Source organism: Ruegeria sp. HKCCA5929, assembly GCF_013034525.1.
Classification (GTDB): Bacteria; Pseudomonadota; Alphaproteobacteria; order Rhodobacterales; family Rhodobacteraceae; genus Ruegeria.
In genome coordinates this window covers 220,285-234,321 of the sequence record NZ_WQGE01000005.1, presented here as the reverse complement: position 1 = coordinate 234,321, position 14,037 = coordinate 220,285, and the positions used below count along the sequence as shown (strand labels likewise).

At 57.6% G+C, this 14,037-nt stretch carries 13 protein-coding genes; 4 read left to right on the top strand and 9 right to left on the bottom strand.

What is annotated here, in order from left to right; genetic code table 11:
- Nucleotides 1-8 precede the first annotated feature (8 nt).
- The 4 genes from GOV90_RS14035 (at nucleotide 9) to GOV90_RS14020 (ending at nucleotide 4,642) form a co-directional block, all read left to right on the top strand.
- The gene (locus GOV90_RS14035) at nucleotides 9-893 is read left to right on the top strand and encodes an efflux RND transporter periplasmic adaptor subunit (RefSeq protein WP_171091837.1); all 885 of its coding nucleotides are present in this window, start codon (nucleotides 9-11) and stop codon (nucleotides 891-893) included.
- Between the two features lie 55 nt (nucleotides 894-948).
- A complete protein-coding gene (locus GOV90_RS14030; protein WP_171091835.1) occupies nucleotides 949-1,401 on the top strand; it encodes a (2Fe-2S)-binding protein in 453 nt (150 codons plus the stop codon).
- A 1-nt stretch (nucleotide 1,402) separates the two neighbouring features.
- A complete protein-coding gene (locus tag GOV90_RS14025) occupies nucleotides 1,403-3,583 on the top strand; it encodes a xanthine dehydrogenase family protein molybdopterin-binding subunit (RefSeq protein WP_171091833.1) in 2,181 nt (726 codons plus the stop codon).
- Nucleotides 3,584-3,664: 81 nt separating this feature from the next.
- Nucleotides 3,665-4,642, top strand: a complete 978-nt coding sequence (locus GOV90_RS14020) for a pirin family protein (RefSeq protein ID WP_171091831.1) — start codon at nucleotides 3,665-3,667, stop codon at nucleotides 4,640-4,642.
- A gap of 46 nt (nucleotides 4,643-4,688) precedes the next feature.
- On the opposite strand, the gene GOV90_RS14015 is transcribed toward GOV90_RS14020, so the two are convergent.
- The 9 genes from GOV90_RS14015 to GOV90_RS13975 are packed head-to-tail and all read right to left on the bottom strand — an operon-like array spanning nucleotide 4,689 to nucleotide 13,992.
- Nucleotides 4,689-5,510: a 3-keto-5-aminohexanoate cleavage protein gene (locus GOV90_RS14015; protein WP_171091830.1), complete on the bottom strand. Its 822-nt coding sequence runs from the start codon at nucleotides 5,508-5,510 to the stop codon at nucleotides 4,689-4,691.
- Nucleotide 5,511: 1 nt separating this feature from the next.
- On the bottom strand, nucleotides 5,512-6,396 hold the full coding sequence (locus GOV90_RS14010) for an intradiol ring-cleavage dioxygenase (protein ID WP_171091828.1): 885 nt from the start codon (nucleotides 6,394-6,396) through the stop codon (nucleotides 5,512-5,514).
- Nucleotides 6,397-6,435: 39 nt separating this feature from the next.
- Nucleotides 6,436-8,193 carry an FAD-dependent monooxygenase gene (locus GOV90_RS14005; RefSeq protein WP_171091826.1) on the bottom strand — a complete coding sequence of 586 codons (1,758 nt, stop codon included), beginning with the start codon at nucleotides 8,191-8,193 and terminating at the stop codon, nucleotides 6,436-6,438.
- Between the two features lies 1 nt (nucleotide 8,194).
- Entirely contained in the window at nucleotides 8,195-9,292 is a 1,098-nt protein-coding gene (locus tag GOV90_RS14000; RefSeq protein WP_253284652.1) for a branched-chain amino acid ABC transporter permease, read from the bottom strand.
- Nucleotides 9,292-10,155 (bottom strand): branched-chain amino acid ABC transporter permease, encoded by an 864-nt coding sequence (locus tag GOV90_RS13995; protein ID WP_171091824.1) that lies wholly within the window; start codon nucleotides 10,153-10,155, stop codon nucleotides 9,292-9,294. Before GOV90_RS13995 ends, GOV90_RS14000 begins: the two co-directional genes overlap by 1 nt.
- Nucleotides 10,152-10,862 carry an ABC transporter ATP-binding protein gene (locus GOV90_RS13990; RefSeq protein ID WP_171091822.1) on the bottom strand — a complete coding sequence of 237 codons (711 nt, stop codon included), beginning with the start codon at nucleotides 10,860-10,862 and terminating at the stop codon, nucleotides 10,152-10,154. The genes GOV90_RS13995 and GOV90_RS13990 overlap by 4 nt, the downstream gene beginning before the upstream one ends.
- Complete coding sequence (locus GOV90_RS13985) at nucleotides 10,862-11,581, bottom strand: ABC transporter ATP-binding protein (protein WP_171091820.1); 720 nt, start codon at nucleotides 11,579-11,581, stop codon at nucleotides 10,862-10,864. The genes GOV90_RS13990 and GOV90_RS13985 overlap by 1 nt, the downstream gene beginning before the upstream one ends.
- A gap of 49 nt (nucleotides 11,582-11,630) precedes the next feature.
- Nucleotides 11,631-12,905, bottom strand: coding sequence for an ABC transporter substrate-binding protein (locus tag GOV90_RS13980; protein WP_171091818.1), 1,275 nt, complete (start codon nucleotides 12,903-12,905; stop codon nucleotides 11,631-11,633).
- Between the two features lie 25 nt (nucleotides 12,906-12,930).
- A complete protein-coding gene (locus GOV90_RS13975) occupies nucleotides 12,931-13,992 on the bottom strand; it encodes a maleylacetate reductase (protein WP_171091817.1) in 1,062 nt (353 codons plus the stop codon).
- Nucleotides 13,993-14,037 lie beyond the last annotated feature (45 nt).

Sequence of the window (14,037 nt, the reverse complement as noted above, 5' to 3'; positions counted from 1 at the left end):
TGTTTGAGATGCTATCGACATTGGTCACCCATAGGCCCGTTCTTTCCGCCACAGTCTTTGCGGTTCTGTTCGGGGTCCATGCGCCTGATCAGGTATCTGCTGGTGGTTCGGAGTTTGAAGGCCGTATCGAAGCAGTCGAGCGGTCGGACGTCTATAGCCGGGCGGAGGGCATTGTCGAAGAAGTGCTGGTTGAGCAAGGCGACTATGTCGAAGCGGGCACGCCATTGCTGCAGCTTCGAAACGATCTGGAGAAACTGGCGGTCGATGCCGCGCGTGCAGAGTTGGCCAAAGCCGAGGCTCTGTTGCTTCAAGCCCGAGATAGGCTGGAACGCGCGGCCCAACTCTCAACGCGGGGAGCGGCGACAGAAGTTGCTTTGTTGGACGCTGAAACCACTCTGGCTTTGGCTGAGGCCGAAAGGGCCTTGGCGGAAACCGAGTTGGAGATCGCAAAAACCAACTACGCGGACACGCTCATACGTGCACCGATCTCTGGGCATGTTGAAGACCCGCGTGTTGGACCGGGTTCACTGGTCGAGTTCAATTCGGGCGACCCGCCCCTGTTTCAACTCGTAAATCTGGATCGCCTGCGCGTTGTGTTCGAAGTTCCCTACGCCCAATGGGTTTCAGGGTTGAATACAAGCAACACACTCTCAGAGGAGCTATCAAATTCCGGCCGGTTTCGTGTTGAAACGGAGATCGGTCGGGTTCTGCCGAATGCAATTCAGCTCACCGGTTCGGCGGTCTGGTTCGATGAAAACAGCGGCGAAATTCGTGTTTGGGCGGATCTGGAAAACCCCGATCAAACATTGCGACCGGGAATGAAAGTTCGTGTCACGCCCATGGTCGACCCAGTCACCGACGCCGACCAAGACCACTCCATGGTCAGGCCATGACGAAACCCACTCCTCACGACCCCATCAACATCAGGCATCACAAGGACTGTTCCAAATGATCAAATTCGAATTGAACGGCCGACCCGTAGAGGTTGATAACCCCCCTGACGAAATGTTGCTGCTGGTCCTTCGGGACACACTCAAACTGAAGGGCACGAAATACGGATGCGGTGCTGCCATGTGTGGGGCCTGCACGGTGCATGTGGATGGTGTTGCGAGCTTCGCGTGTCAGATGTCGGTTAGCGACGTGGAGGATGCGCAGGTCACGACGATCGAAGGATTGTCCGAAGACGGCTCGCATCCTGTTCAGAGGGCCTGGATCGAAGAGCAGGTCGCACAATGCGGCTATTGCCAGTCGGGTCAGATCATGCGCGCGGCAGCACTTCTGGCGGACAATCCATCCCCGACGCGACAGGAAATCGTCGATGAGATGAGCTCGAACCTTTGTCGCTGCGGAACCTACAACCGCATTTTCAAAGCCATCGAACGCGCAGCCAAGGAGGTTTGAGATGACCATGACCATGAACCGCCGAGGGTTTCTACAAGGCGCTGCCGGATTGACATTTTTCATCGGCGCGGGAGGAATCTCATCCGTCCGGGCGGAGGCCGCAATTGGAACTCTGGATGTCAATCATTGGTTGACGATCCGGGCCGACGGAAGCATCCGGATCGTCTTCCCCTCGACCGAAATGGGGCAAAGCAGCTATTCCACGCTGCCACAAATCCTTGCTGAGGAACTGGATGCAGCATGGGACGACGTTGAGATCGAACAGTTGAACGCTGATGATCGGCGCTTTGGAAATCAGCTTTTTGGCGGTGTTTTGTATACGGCTGGCAGCACCGGAACACAGTTCTACTTCGATCCCATGCGCAAGGCGGGCGCGCAGGCGCGCGACGTGTTGCTGCAAATCGCAGCGCGCGAATGGGGTGTGGACAAAACACGGCTCAGGACCGAACCAAGTGTTGTTTTGGGGCCCAATGGCCAAAAGGCCGGGTATGGTGAATTGGCGGCGCTTGGTTCAAGGGATGTGACGGTGCCAGACGCTGAGACCGTGCCGCTGAAAGACCCATCCGCGTTCAGGATCATCGGGCAAGATCTGCCGCGTCGCGATGTTCCAGCCAAAAGCACCGGCCGGGCTGAATACGCGATCGATGTGGATGTGCCTAACATGGCCTATGCCGCTGTTCTGCGCTCGCCCGTTGAAGACGAAGTACCGCTTTCCATCAACGACGCTGCCGCACGCGAGGTACCCGGCGTCATCGAAATCGTGATGGTACCGGACGGAGTTGCCGTAGTTGCGGAAAGCCTGTGGTCTGCCTTGGGGGCACGGGGCTTGCTTGAGGTCGAATGGTCCACCACTTCACCCTTCCGAACCTCAAACAGCGAAGAGACGCTGGCCGAATACGCGGCAGCTGTCAGTGATCCTGAAGCGTCGGGTGCAACCTGGGCCGAGAAAGGCGACGCCCCCGCAGCCATTGGCAACGCTGACCGTCAGTATTCGCAGCTCTATTTGTCGGATTATGCCTACCACGCTCAGATTGAGCCGATGGCAGCTGTCGCGGCTGTCGATGCGGACGGGCAAGGTGCTGAGGTTTGGGCAGGCACGCAAACGCAGTCGTGGACCGCGCGCACCGTGTCGGAGGTGTTGGGCATCCCTGTCGAAAGCGTTCGACTGAACATGATGACAATGGGCGGAGGATTTGGTCGACGCACAGCCCTGATGCAGAACTATGTGCGCGATGCAGTGCTGTGCTCGAAAGCTATTGGACGCCCTGTCAAAGTGATCTGGCCGCGTGAAGACGACTTAAAGCAGGGAACCTTCCGTCCCGCTGCAGCGCAAAAGCTTGAGGCAGGTCTGACTGCGGACGGAAAACTCGACGGGTGGTATCACAAGGTCGCTACACCAACGGTGATCGGGTTTTTCAATCCCGTGCGTTGGGACGCGGTTAACCCGAACGATGTGATCTCGATGCGCGGTGCAGAGAGCAAATTCTATGGGATTAAGGATTTCCGCGCCGATCACCTGATCATGGAAAGGCACGCGCGCCTTGCCCCCTATCGCGGTATTGGCGCGTCCTACACGGCCTTTGCGGCAGAGTGTTTTATGGACGAACTGGCAGAACAAGCCGGGCGGGATCCGTTGGAGTTCCGGCTGGATCTAGTTTCAGAAAACCCGCGCGGGCGGCACCTGCTCGAGAAAGTGGCCGAAATGTCCGATTGGTACAATCGGGGTGATCGAAACTTAGGTCTTTCCTTCGCTGGCTACAGTTCATCAATGGCGGCAGGTGTGGCGGAAGTTGAAGTCGACGCGGACAGCGGAGAGATACAGATCACCAACTTCTGGGCCGCGATAGATGCGGGCCTGATTGTCACGCCGGACAACGCGCTCAATCAGATCGAAGGTGGCATCGTATTTGGTATCTCGATGGCTCTTTCCGAAAAGATCGACATCGAAAATGGCGAGGTGGTGCAGAGCAACTTCTGGGACTACGAGATCACACGCGCGTCGCAGATGCCTGAGATAGAGATCTACGTCGCAAAGGTCGATGCGCCGCCTGTTGGTGTCGGCGAGGTTGGCACTCCGATGGTGCCTGCGGCCATTGCCAACGCGTTCTACGCCGCACAAGGCAAGCGTCTGCGCCACATGCCATTTACACCGGATCGCGTCACCGCCACGCTGGAAACGTAGGGGCCTAGGGATGCTGCCGGTCATTTCCTGTGACCGGCGGCGCATTTGCCAAGACCCGACTACAAACAAAGGACCCACTGCATGAGTTGGAACCCCACGCATAACCCTGAGTGCCCAAATGCCTCGGCAGACAGTGTTGAAACTCTGATCATTCCGCGCGCCCGTGATCTCGGTGGCTTTGAAGTCAGGCGCGCGTTGCCTGCGCCTGAACGCCAGATGGTCGGGCCATTCATCTTTTTCGATCAGATGGGTCCAGCAGAGTTCATCACGGAAGTCGGCATAGACGTTCGCCCACATCCGCATATCGGCCTTGGGACCGTCACCTATCTGTATGATGGCGAGTTTGAGCATCGCGACAGCCTCGGCACTCATCAGATGATCTATCCGGGCGAAGTGAACTGGATGGTTGCAGGCAAGGGCGTCACGCATTCCGAACGCACCAGCGCGGAAACGCGGGCGAAGCGCAACAGGTTGTTTGGTATTCAAACCTGGATCGCGTTGCCAAAAGACCGCGAGGAGATGGCACCGGACTTTGAACATCACAAAAACGCGGCTCTTCCAGAGCTTCAAGATACAGGCATCCAAGCAAAGCTCATACTCGGATCTGCCTATGGAAAAACCAGCCCCGTTACGATGCAGTCCGAGACGTTTTACGTCGATGTCATTCTTTCTCCGGGCGCGCATTTTCCATTGCCTGACGATCAGGAGGATCGTGGAATCTATGTCACTGAAGGGTCGGTTGAGGTTGCTGGCGACGTCTTCGAAGCCGGGCAAATGATGGTCTTTCGACCCGGTGACAAAATCAGCGTTCGGGCTGGTGAAAAGGGTGCGCGTCTCATGGCGCTGGGCGGTGCAACCCTGAGCGAGGAGCGTTATATCTGGTGGAACTTCGTTTCATCGTCCCGAGACAGGATTGAAGACGCCAAAGAGTCTTGGAAGGCGGCGGATTGGGCCAATGGTCCTTTTAAACTGCCACCGGGTGACGACGCCGAGCATATCCCGATTACGCCAGAACTTGAGCAAACCTTGCCTAATAGAGAAACCGAGCCTTCGGCCTGACTGTCAGACCGGGTTTGTAGGATTTCCAAAGTGCGCAAAACCCGGTCTAGAGGCCCAAAATTTTTCGTGCCTGGTCAGCTGTCGCAACCGGGCGATTGAAGTGGTAACAGATCTCTGCAGTGCGCGTTACAAGCGCTGCATTTGATGGTGCCAGCGTATTGCGATCCAGGCGTACGTTGTCTTCGAGGCCGGTTCGTGCATGGCCGCCAGACGAAATTGCCCAGTGGTTCAGAACCTCCTGCTGGGCGCCAATGCCAGCAGCGCACCACGGTGCACCCGGAAACAGTCGGTCAACTGTCTTCACGTAGAAGTCGAATACGTCCCGATCCGCAGGCATTGCGTTTTTCACACCCATGACAAATTGCACATAAGGCGTGTCCTTGATTTGCCCTTTCTTGTGCATCTCGGCCGCCTTCAGGATGTGGCTCAGGTCGAAGGCTTCGATCTCTGGTTTGACGTCATAAGTCACCATCTCTGCCGCGAGCCATTCGACCAGATCAGGTGGATTTTCGTAAACGCGCGTGGGGAAGTTGTTCGATCCTACCGATAACGAGGCCATATCCGGCCGCAAGGGCAACATGCCGCCGCGCGTCTTGCCTGCCCCCGACCGCCCTCCTGTCGAAAACTGGATGATCATGCCGGGGCAGTGTTTCTCGAGCCCCTCTTTCAACCTTGCGAACTTTTCCGGGTCGCTCGAAGGCGTTTCATCATCATTCCGCACATGTGCGTGACAGATAGCTGCACCCGCCTCAAAAGCGGCCTGTGTGCTTTCGATTTGCTCTTCGACTGTTATGGGCACAGCCGGGTTATTGGCCTTGGTTGGCAAGGACCCGGTTATTGCAACACAGATGATACAAGGCTCTGCCATGTCACGCCTCTTTCGGTGCGAGGACAAAGTCGAATTCGACATCCCAATATGGACCTTCAAAGCCAACTTCCGCAGATCGCGCCGGATCATCAACCCGGTTGAATTCGGCGATCAGGCTTTCTTTGACCCCAAATACCGCATCCGAATTGATGTACTCGTCGTCGGGATCAAAGATATGAGTGGTCAGGTCGTCGTAGCCGTCTTTTGAAACGATGTAGTGTAGATGCGCTGGTCGGTACGGGTGTCGACCAAGACGCTTCAACAGATCGCCGACCGGCCCGTCATCCGGGATTGGGTAATTCTTTGGCCGCACCGCGCGGAACCAATAGGTCCCATCAGCACCGGTTGTGAAGACGCCGCGCAGATTGAAATCGGGCTGAATACCCTTCTGTTGAACGTCGTAAAAGCCATCATCATTGGCCTGCCAGACATCAATCTTGACGCCTTCCAACGGGTTGCCGTCTACATCGGTGACACGACCCCGCACCACCATGTCCTCACCCTTTTGGTCCAGACAAATGTTGTGCCCCATCTCATATTCCGGCGCGCCGCCCACGTGGAAAGGACCCAGAACAGTGTTCTCGGAGGCTCCGGTTGGGCGACGAGAATTCACGGCATCCACCAGCATCGACACGCCCAGAACGTCGGACAACAGAATATACTCCTGCCGCCAGTCATCGCACATGTGCCCGACCTTGGTCAGGAACATGATCGCCTCGAACCATTCCTGCTGCGTTGGTTCAATTTCCTTGACTGCTTCATGGAGCTTTCGGGTGATGACCTCCATCACTTGCTTCAGTCGTTCGCTTTCTGCGTTTTTGTTCCGTGCGGTGACGACCTCGGCCGAGTTTTCTTCGGTAAAGTATCCCATCTCATGCGAGTCCATTTTGGCCTCCTGACTTGTATAAGTTTGCTCCGGATTGGGTCATCGCGAAAGCACCTTGGTCAAAGCGCGGCGCAGTTCGGCTTCGGCGTCCGTAGCCATCTCGGCTGAGCGCCATGCGACGTGTTGATCAGGGCGGACCAACAAACAGCCCGTATCTGAAATCTCGGACGCCCGCGCCCAATCCCCGGTGTGGTCAACAAAGGTCTGGCGCGGGCCGATGACGTGACAGCGAATGGGCATGCCCAGCTCTTTCGCGATCATCTCGGCTGCTTTTACCCAGGCCTCGCCACCAATTCCGGTCAGCACAGTGAATTCTCCGCGACCGCACAAATCCAATGTTGAATGCTTGTTCCCAGTATCATGATCAAACACCCAGACATGCGGAATGCGCGCGCCGGGCCATGTCGTCGGCTGGTAGTGCAACTCAGCATCCTGATCAAAACCAGGGTTCGGTTGACCATCCGTTTCAATTGCACAGGAGACGTAGCGTTGGTTCATTTCAACGCCATGCGCATCGAACTCATATTTCTTGAAGGCAATCGCCTCGCGGATGGCCTGTCTTTGTGCTGCGGCTTCAGGCGTTGATCCCGAGCGTGCCTCTAGGTTGCTTTGCATGACCTCTGGGTCGACGCCTTCGGCCATTCCGAGTGACTCAAAGATGGGACCGAATTCACCGATGGATTGATTGGCCCGTGTGACGATCTGCTTTGCCACTGGCGAACGTTCTTCGCTGTAGCTGTCCAGCAGGTTCTCTCCGGCATGGCCTTTCAGGACAGCCGCCAGTTTCCAGGCGAGGTTGAAGCTATCCTGAATCGACGTGTTCGACCCAAGCCCGTTTGACGGCGGATGGCGGTGCGCCGCGTCGCCCATGATGAAGACGCGATCTTTCTGCATATGGGTCGCGTACATGTTGTTGACGGTCCAGGTGTTGGCGCTGATCAGTTCGATCTCAAGCTCGGGGTCGCCAACAAGCTGGCGCGCTACCTGCGTTGCCATGGCTTCGTCAACTTCGGGCGCTGGTTGGTTGATGTCATAGCCCCAAACAATGAGCCATTCGTTCCATGGGCGGACCATGCGGACCAGACCCATGCCGATGCCGCCGACATTCGCGCCGGGTTGCATCACCCAATAGAGGACCGATGGCCGATGCGCGACGTATTTGCTGAGATCTGCGCGGAACAGGATGTTCATGGACCCGCCGACGCCCATCTGACCTTCGAAAGGCAGACCGGCATGTTCGGCGACCAGAGAATTGCCCCCATCCGCGCCCACCAGATATTTCGACCGGATCGTGATTTCTTCGCCCGACAAACGATCCAAACACGTCGTTGTCACACCATCTGCATCTTGCTCATGTCGCAAGTATTCGGTGCTCATGCGTGCCTGAGTACCACGGCGGCAGGCCGTGCCGAACAGAATGGGTTCCATGAAGGTCTGCGGCAGATCGTTCATCATCGTCGGGCTGGACAGCAGGTGCTCGGCCTTGGACAGTGGATGATTGCCCCAGCTTTTCATCCGTCCGATTTCCTCGCCCGCGAGGCTTTCGCAGAACACGTTTTCGCCCATCAAGTCCTGGTGCGCGGCATGCATATAGGCTTCGGCCTCGACCTCGTGACCAAGGTCGCGCAGCACCTCCATCGTGCGCTGATTGGTGATATGTGCCCGCGGCGTATTGGCCAGCCAGCGATAGCGGTTGATGACCATATTCTCGACGCCGTAGCTGGACAGCAAAGCCGCCGTTGCAGAACCCGCAGGTCCGGTCCCGATAATCAGAACATCCGTTGTGATGGTGGCCATGTTACGCCTCCCTCTGTTTGTCAGATTGAATTGAGTTGAGGCCGTCCTTTGGGTTCGTCAGCACAAGGCGACGGCGCACAGGGAAAATCTGCAGCCCAGTCTTTTCTGAGATCAGCCCCCACAGACCGCGTGGTGCGAAAAGCATGACGGCGATCCCGATTAGACCAAGCACCATGAGATACCACGAGCCGTAGTCGGCCAGCAGGCTCTGCAAGATGAAGAAGATCAGCACGCCCAGGATCGGGCCTTCAATGGTGCCAATTCCGCCGATCACGACGATGAAGATCACATAGGCAGTCCAGTCGGTGACCGAGAACGCTGCATCCGGAGAGATGCGCAATTTCTGTACGTAAATCAGAGCACCGGTCAGCCCGGTTCCTGCGGCTGAGACCAAGTAGACCAGCCATTTCATCCGCACCGCATCGACGCCAACAGACTTAGCCGCTTCAACATTGTCACGTACCGCAGCCAGCGCCAGCCCGCGCTTTGTTCTGAGCAGCCAGTAGATGCCCGCAATCGTCGCGATCACCAGCGCCAAGGCCAGCCAATAGGTCAGGATGTCCCGCGCTGCTGCACCGCGAACGTCAAACGTGGTCTGTATCCATTCGGTGGCCCACATCTCACGCGTTGCGGTGCGCGGCAGAGAAGTTCCGGTGCCTCCGCCGAGCACTTTCCATTGCGCCACTAGCAGACGCATAACCTCGGCGATGACCCATGTGCCGATGGCGAAGTAAGCTCCTTGCAGGCGGAAGGCGAAAAAGGCTGTGGGTATGGCTACAATCAGGGCTGCAACACCGCCCAAAAGGATCGCCGGAACCGGGTCCATCCCCCAAAGGATGACACCGCCAAACATGGCGTAGGCTCCCATGCCTACGAAGGCTTGCTGCCCGACGGACACCAGCCCGCTATATCCTGCGAGCAGGTTCCAGAATTGCGCCAAAACCAACATAGTGAAGATAAAGAACAGGTCTTGAATCAATCCCCGGCTGGCAAAGGTTGGCAGCAGGATGAACAGAATGATCAGGGCGATACAGACCGCTCCTGCGCTGTAGGACGCGCGGGTCTGTGTCTGGACGCGGTACATTGCAGTATCAGTCATCAGTCCACCGCCCTTGGAAACAGGCCCCTGGGTTTGATCAGAAGCACGATAAGAAAGGCCAGATGCCCAGCCAAGATTTGCCATTCGGGATTGATTGCCGCGCCGACAGTCTGAGCGACACCGATAATGATGCCTCCGACAAGAGTGCCCCATAGGCTGCCGAGGCCACCAATGATCACAGCCTCGAAGGCATAGATCAGGCGCGCTGGGCCGATATTGGGGTCAAAATTCGCCCGCATTCCCAGATAAAGCGCTGCCAAGGTCACCACGAGCATTGCGATGGCTGTCGCAGTGGCGAAAATACGTTCTGGGCGGATACCCATCAAACCCGCCGTCACTGCATCATCCGAGGTCGCGCGAAACGCCCGGCCCAACTCCGTCCGATAGAAAAGTTGGTTCAGCCCGACGATCACAAGGATTGCCGAGGCAAAGGTTAGCAACGGCAGAACGCCGAGGTTCAGCCCGGCCATCTGAACGGACGCCGTTGCGATTTCACCCGCAGGCAGACGTTGGCTATCCGCCGAGAAGCCTTCGAGCAGAGCGTTTTGCAAGACGACCGACAAACCGAAGGTTACGAGCAAGGGCGGCAGGATATCAGGCCCCAGCACGCGGTTCAGCACATGTCTCTGCAAGGCCCAGCCCACGCCAAACATAATCGGCGCGGCTATGATCGCGGCCAGAAACGGAGAAAGACCAAGCAGTGAGACCAGCAGAAGGATCAGATAGGCGGCAAAGACAATCAGATCGCCATGGGCCAAGTTGACCAATCGCATGATCCCGAACACGAGGCTCAGACCTGCGGCGAACAGCGCGTAGAGCCCGCCCAACAGAACGCCCTGAATGATGGTGTCGATCCAGATCATGCGGCGGCTCCTCCGAAATAGGCGTCGTGTATGGCCTCGCGGCTGAGCGTGTCTGCGGTGCCTTCCAGCGTGACGCGACCCTCCATCATGCAGTAGACGCGGTCTGCGACTTTCATGGCCTGGCCGATGTCCTGCTCCACCACGATTAGGCTGGCCCCGGCCTGCTGAATGCGGGGGACAGCATCGTAGATGTCTTTGATGACCACCGGCGCGAGACCAAGGCTGATCTCGTCACACAGCAGAACGCGCGGGTTGCTCATCAGCGCGCGGCCGATTGCAACCATCTGCTGTTGCCCACCAGAAAGGGCTGTGCCCGGGTGGTTTCGCCGCTCTTTCAGGATCGGGAACAGGTCGTAGATTGTTTGCAAAGACCAATGGCCTGATACCTTGCGGCCATAGGTGCCTATCAGTAGGTTTTCCTCGACACTTAGGGACGGAAACAGCCGGCGCCCCTCGGGCACCATGGCTACTCCGCGCGCCATGATCTCATCCGCAGCCAAGCCCCCAATGGGTTGGCCGTCAAAGCGCACTTGGTCGGACCCGTTGGTCAGAACGCCCGAGATTGAGCGCATGAGGGTCGATTTCCCGGCTCCGTTTGCCCCGATGATGGCAACCGTTTCGCCTTGGTTCAGGTGGACGTCTACTCCGAACAGGGCTTGGAAGTCTCCGTAATGGGCGGTCAGCGCGTGGGTTTCCAGCAGGCTCATCAGACTTCGATCCCCAGATAGATTTCTTTGACTTCCCGGCTGTTCATGATCTCGTCCGGATCACCCAGACCGATGACCTTGCCGAAATCCAGAACCAGCAGCCGTTCAACGACCGAGGTGAGCGCATGCAGGACATGTTCGATCCAGATGATCGTGACGCCACTGCTGTGCAGCCCCTTGATCGTGTTGATCAGCGCGGTGCATTCCGCGTCGGTCAGCCCCCCGGCGATTTCGTCCAGCAGCAACAGCTTTGGGTTTGTTGCCATCGCACGGGCCAACTCCAACCGTTTGCGTTGCAACAGCCGCAATCCACCGGCCGTGTCATTGGCCACATCCAACAACTCCGTTTGCTCAAGAATGCGGGCGCAGTCCTGTTCGACCTCGTGTTCCGACTTGCTCTGCCCATGCGTTGCGGCCACCAGTAGGTTTTCGAAAACCGTCAGATGATCAAACGGCTGAGGGATTTGGAATGAGCGCCCTATACCCGACAAACAGCGCTGCATCGGCGGCACGCGCGTCACATCTGCTCGATCGAAATGGATCGATCCCGCATCAGATGTCAGATTGCCCGTTATCAGATTGAACAGAGTCGACTTACCCGCCCCATTCGGGCCAATGATCCCAAGGGCCTGCCCCTGCGCGACATCAAAACTGACATCGTCAGTGACAGTGAGCGCACCGAAGCTTTTTGAGACGTTTTTGAGCGAAAGAATGGTCATACCGGAGTTCCTGCCCCGGAAATGATCCGGGGCACTTGTTTCGTTGCGATCAGGAGATTTCTTCCATCACACCTGCGGTCGGGATTTCGGGTGCTGAGGAGTTGTCGACGATCACGAGGTCATAGCTGCCATTGTCGAGTAGCCTCCATTGCCCCCCGACCAAGGGTGTTTTCGCAACGTTCTGCGCGGCGAAGGGCGGTAGGCCCGCACCATCAAAGGCGATCCGGCCGACAATAGAGTCAAGCTGCGTAGCTGCGATGGCTTCGGCCACTGCATCCCCATCACCCGCGTCATCAACACGGCCCATGACATTTGCTGCCATTTCGAACAGCGCATGCACAAAGCCGATGGGTTGGGTCCACTGACGGTTGGTGGCGGCCATGTATCCTTGCGCCAGTTCAGCTGAGCTTGCGCCGGTCAGCGATGACGAGAACGGATGGGTGGGGGACCACCAAACTTCAGAGCTCAGGTTGTTGCCTGCGCTGCCCAAGGCTTCGACGGCTTGCGGGAACAAGATAGCCTTGCCGATGCTCGCGGCTTTCGGGGTGAAACCTTGCTGCTTGGCCTGACTCCAGAAGGTGGTGAAGTCAGGCGGAATTGGAACACCGGTCACGATTTCGACATTCGCTTGGCGAAATGCGTTGATCTGGGCCGAGAAATCGTCGGTTAGGTTCTGATACCGTCCGGGGTCGGTCAGTGTGTATCCGAGCTCGGACAAGACCGGCGGAAAGCCAACATTCGGGTCGCCCCAGGCGTTGCCGTCACCATCATTTGGGAACAGAGCGCCGACTTGTTTGTTGGTCTCCAACTGGTTCCACATTGCCGTGAAGACCGAGATCACGTCCTCAAGGCCCCAGAAGAAGTGATAAGCGTAATAGAACGGCTCCCAGCTGGTTGGATCGCCCGGGTTGCCTTGCTGGCCAATGAACCATGGCTGCCACGGGGCGACGGTCGAAATACACGGCACTTCCTCGGCCTCACAGGTCGAGGCAACCGGGTTGGTCGTTTCGGGGGTTGAGGCGACCAGCATGAGGTCGATCTCATCGTCCACGATCAGCTCGCCCGCGACATCTGCGGCGCGGTTCGGGTTCGACTGACTGTCCTTAACGATGACCTCAAAATTCGCACCGGCCTCGGACGCGGCGAAGTTTTCCAAAATGTACCTGTCTGCCTCAGAGAACGCAGCCAAAGGCCCTGATTGTGGGCTAACGTAGCCTAGTTTGATCTTTGCGCCCTGAGCGATAGCGGGTGCAGCGAGCGCACCGGCGGCCAGCCCGAGGCCGGTTGCAGCGCTGGATTGCAGCAATTTGCGTCGTGTGATCATGTGTCCCTCCCTTGACACGGTGAAGTCAAACGCTTGGGGCGTTGCCCGCCCACGCGTTTTGAAGAAGCGCCCGCAGCCCATCAGCCGTGACCGGCTGCGGGTTCCAATACGGGTTCTTGAGTGCGATTTCTGTGGCGCGGTCCAGATCGGCCTCAGACAGGCCAAAGTCTTTTAGAGCCATCGGTGCGCCCATGGATTGGGAAAAACTCCAAAGCGCCTGGCCAGGCTCAGAGCCACCGAGAATATCTGACACGGGTGCCAGCAGGTCCGGCACACCCACCGCGTTGTAGGCGATGGCATGGGGCAGAACGATCGCATGGGTTTCCGCGTGCGGCAGATTGAAGGACCCGCCCAGAGTATGGCAAAGCTTGTGATGCAACGCCATTCCTACCAGACCAAGCACCGTACCGCAGGCCCATGCGCCACGCTGCGTTTCTTCTCTGGCTTTCAGGTCGTCGGGGCTTGCCACAACGGTCGGCAGGCCCTCCGCAAACGCTTTAAGGCCATCGATAGCCAATTCCGTGGTCTGATCCGTACGATCCTTGGCATAAAGCGCCTCAGTTGCATGAGCCATTGCGTTCAAGGCGCTGGTCACGGTCATTGCGGGTGGCAATGACGCCACAAGTTCGGGATCGTACAGAATGACCCGCGGCAGAACCTTCTGATCTGTCAGGGTGGTTTTGATGCCATCCTCAGTCTGACCCAGGATCGGAGTAGCCTCGCTGCCGGCATATGTGGTCGGGATGGTGATTTGCGGCAAACCTGTCCGAAGAGCAATCGCTTTGCCTAAGCCAATCGTCGAACCTCCACCGATAGAAACAATGCTATCGGCTTTGACTGACAACGCGTGTTCAACCGCTTCTTCGGTCACGTCGACAGGTGTGTGCATCGTTGCCCGGGTGAAGACACCTGCCGCTCGATCCCCAACAGATGTTGCAAGCTCCATTGCCATATCGACTTGCTGAGGCGTCGAAAGGATCAGCGCCTTGTTCGATCCCAGCTCCGCCAGCTCCGCGCAGATGTCGTTGCGCAAACCTGCGCCGAACCGGACTTTCTGGCCATTGATGCTGGTAGTGCTGAGAGCCATTGGGCGGGTTCCTGACAAGCGTTGGATTGCGGGTCTGGCGGGAAC